The sequence below is a fragment of the Rhizobacter sp. P3_B12 genome (assembly GCF_056402895.1).
Genome location: NZ_JBFUGN010000673.1, coordinates 1 through 3429, shown reverse-complemented (window position 1 = coordinate 3429; position 3429 = coordinate 1). Strand labels below are relative to the sequence as shown.

General features: G+C 66.7%; 4 protein-coding genes. 1 reads left to right on the top strand and 3 read right to left on the bottom strand.

The window, feature by feature from the left end; translation table 11 throughout:
* Both AC1D01_RS25915 and AC1D01_RS25910 read right to left on the bottom strand, forming a co-directional pair.
* The coding region (locus AC1D01_RS25915) for a membrane dipeptidase (protein WP_477871473.1) at positions 1-1005 on the bottom strand (1005 nt) is incomplete at its 3' end.
* Positions 1006-1479: 474 nt separating this feature from the next.
* Entirely contained in the window at positions 1480-1731 is a 252-nt protein-coding gene (locus tag AC1D01_RS25910; RefSeq protein WP_477871471.1) for a GlsB/YeaQ/YmgE family stress response membrane protein, read from the bottom strand.
* 264 nt (positions 1732-1995) lie between these two features.
* Here AC1D01_RS25910 and AC1D01_RS25905 point away from each other — a divergent pair, with 264 nt between their 5' ends.
* Positions 1996-2931, top strand: coding sequence for a LysR family transcriptional regulator (locus AC1D01_RS25905; RefSeq protein WP_477871469.1), 936 nt, complete (start codon positions 1996-1998; stop codon positions 2929-2931).
* Positions 2932-2998: 67 nt separating this feature from the next.
* On the opposite strand, the gene AC1D01_RS25900 is transcribed toward AC1D01_RS25905, so the two are convergent.
* Positions 2999-3429: SDR family oxidoreductase (locus AC1D01_RS25900; RefSeq protein WP_477871467.1), on the bottom strand; the 431-nt coding region annotated here is incomplete at its 5' end.

Genomic DNA, 3429 nt, shown 5'->3' with positions numbered 1-3429 from the left:
CCGTATCACTTCAGCGCCGGCCTGCGTCAGGCCGCCGTGCACCGGGGGCTCGGTCTGGATGTCCCCGAGGTCGTTGACGCGGTAGTGCGTGAGCTGGAGATGACGCAGCGCCCAGCGCTCGTAGGCGTCGTCGACGCGGTCGGCCTGGCCCTCGAGGAAGTCGCCGCCTTCGGCGGTGACGATGATGGAAGGTGCTGCGCTGCGAGCTTCGTCCAGGTCACGCGCGCTCCGCACAATGCGCAAGCCCTGCGCGCGCGCGAGTTCGTGCACGCGCCGGAACGACTCTTCACCGTAGGCCTGCAGCTCGCCGGGCTGCGGGTCACGGAAAGGCCGGATGCGTTTCTCGGCGGTGACGTGGTGCGTTGGCGAGTCGGAGACGATGGCCAGGCACAGCACGGCCATGCCGCCGTCGCGCATCGGGGCCGCGACCGGCGAGAAGCGGCCACCGTGCTTGACGCGGTCCAGGCCGAGGATGTGGCCGGCGTGCGTGTGAATGTCGACGCTGGCCATTGATTCGAGCAGGCGGCGGCTCTCGTTCGGCGCAGGGTGCGGCGCGGACGCCGCAGCAGGCGTCGCGAGCAGGTGGGCCGGGGTGCTGGTGCAGGCCTGCTGCGTGGCTGCCGCGGCCCACGCCAACGCGCGCAGCGCATTGCGCCGGGTGAATCGGACATCCGGCGCGCGCTGCCGACAGAGCACACGGGCGTCGTGGAGCTGGAACTTCCAGCCAGACGGATCGTGATCCGGCAGCGCGCGCAGGCGGCCGGCGAGGCGGACGCTCTCGCCGGTGATCGCGATCGGCGCTGCCGCGAACACCTCAATGCGCGACCTCGCGTCGCTCGGCAGGCAACCAACGCAGCATGCAGCCTCCGAAACCAGGGCGAAATAGGACGCCGCCATCGCTGGTTCGAATGGCGCAATCCAGCCGTCGATCTGGATTTCTTCGTCAGGGCGCGCGCCAGAGGGCAATCGCTTGAGCGTCGCGAAGTCTGCGCCTTCGAGTGTCATGGGATTTGCGTCGTTACGGGTGGGGCGACCGACGCGCTTCGTGCTCGGAAACGCGCATGGACATGAGACGTTAGCTGTCGCGGTCGCTCTGCGTATTGCCATACTGTGAAGCTTGGTATCGATACCTCTCGTCTGCGATTGACGGCGCGCGCTGACGATCGCAACGGTGGCCGACTGTGCCCCTTCATCCGTCGCCCTGCAAGCGATCGCCCAGCGGAGACGGCACGGCCTCCGAACGACTGCTCGCGAGCGAGGCGGCGAACCTGCACTGTCGGCCACAACCTGCCATTCGCGACCGGCGACTTCTGGTTACCTCATCTTGCGATCGTCGTGAGCGAAGAAGCTGACAAGGCACGCGCCTGCCTCCACGGCTCGCGGGGCGAGGTGGCTTCACCCCCGAAGGCCTCGAGCCCGGATAGCCCCGCGGCGTGTTGCCTCGCCGCTCGCGCAGGTGCGGTCGAACCGCGAACGCGGTCAGCTGCTGCTGCCCTTGAGCTTGCTGACGACGAACAGCAGCACGATGGCGCCGATGACCGAGGCGATCCATCCGGCCGGCTGCCCCACCGAATACCAGCCTATCGCCTGGCCGACGAAGCCAGCGATCATCGAGCCGGCGATGCCTAGCAGGCAGGTCAGGATCCAGCCCATCTTCTGCTCGCCTGGCAGCAGAAAGCGCGCGATCGCGCCGACGATCAGCCCGACGAGGATGGTGCCGATGATGCCCATGGTGTTGGCTCTCTCGTGTGATGGATGTTGAAGGTCCTGCCAGACCGAGCATGCCACAAGCCCGCGAACGGACGAGCGTGTGTTGATGGCTTTCGCGCCTCGCCCGGCCTGCCGATGTGTGGCGTCTGATCGACGACCGGCAGCACCGATGGAACAGCGAAGGGTCAGGGACATCGTATCGAGCCCATGTAGAGTGAGGGCGCGCGGCCGTTCGATGGACGCAGCCCGGCTGCTCTGCGCCGTCGGTTTGTTGAGGTGAGTCAATTGGACAGACTGGAAGCGATGGCGATGCTGGTTTCTTCCGTCGAGGAGGGAAGCCTGTCGGCGGCCGCCAGGCAACTGCGGATTCCCGTTGCCACGCTCACGCGCCATGTCAACGACCTGGAGGCGATGGTCGGCACGAAGCTTCTCGTTCGAACGACGCGCAAGCTCTCGCTGACGGATGCGGGGGCCGACTACGTTGCCGCAGCAAGGCAGATTCTCGAACAGGTCGATGAGCAGGAGCGTCGCGCCGCCGGTGAGTTCACGAACCCACGCGGCGAGCTCGTCGTGACAACGCCGGTGCAGGTGGCGCGGCTGCGGGTACTGCCCGTCATCCATCAATTCCTTGTGCAGTTTCCCGAGATCCGCATACAGCTCCTGCAATCCGACCGCAACATCGACCTCGTCGACTCGCACGCGGATGTCGCGGTGCGGATCGGCCGCCTGCGCGACAGCAACCTGGTGGCCACGCGGGTCGGGCTGTTGCGCGTCGTGGTGGTGGCCAGCCCGGCGCTTTTGAAGAAGCAGGGCGTGCCGCGCAGCCCCGAGGATCTGCGCGACTACCCTCGCGTCGTGTTCAACAGCCCGTTCCTGTCGCCGTGGCGCTTTCGCCATCCGGAAGCCAGCGAGCTGCACACGATCACGGACACACCGCGATTGCTCGTGTCGTCGCCAGACGCAGCCGCCGATGCCGCCATCGATGGCGTGGGCGCGACCATGCTGCTCGAGCACGACGTGGCAGAGGCAGTGCGCGCCGGGAAGCTCCGATTCATCCTGCAGGAATTCGAGGTCGAGCCGATCCCGGTGCATCTCGTCCACCTGTCTCGCGACATGATGCCGGTCAAGCTCCGCCGATTCATCGACTTCGCCGTTCCGCAACTTCGCGAGGCATTGGCAGACTTCGGACGCATCCCGTCAGGTGCTTGGCGAAGAACATGAACGTGCGATCCCCGGCAGCTTCTGGCCATCCGGGCGCTTGAATTGGATCGTCGTTCCCATGGGGTCCTCAAAACTGGGTCAGGCCGCCGTCGACCACGAGCTCCGTGCCGGTCGTGTATGACGAGTCGTCGCTGGCGAGGAACAGCACGGTCTTCGCGAGTTCCGCGGCATCGCCGAAGCGCTTCAGGCCGACCTTCTGCGTGATGCCGGCGGCGATCTCCGACAGCACGTTGTCGGGCAGGCCGATCTTGCTGTAGAAGGGTGTCGCGATGGCGCCCGGGCTGACCGCGTTCACGCGGATGCTGCGCGGCGCCAGTTCTGCGCCCAGGGTGCGAACCAGCGAGCGCGCCGCAGCCTTGGTCGCCGCCAGGATCGACAGGCCCGCGTAGCCGATCGTGTTCAGGAACGACGTCGTCACGATGATGCTGCCGCCCTGAGCCATCACCGGCGCCGCCTTCTGGATCGTGAAGAACGTGCCGGTGAAATTGAGCGCGAGGT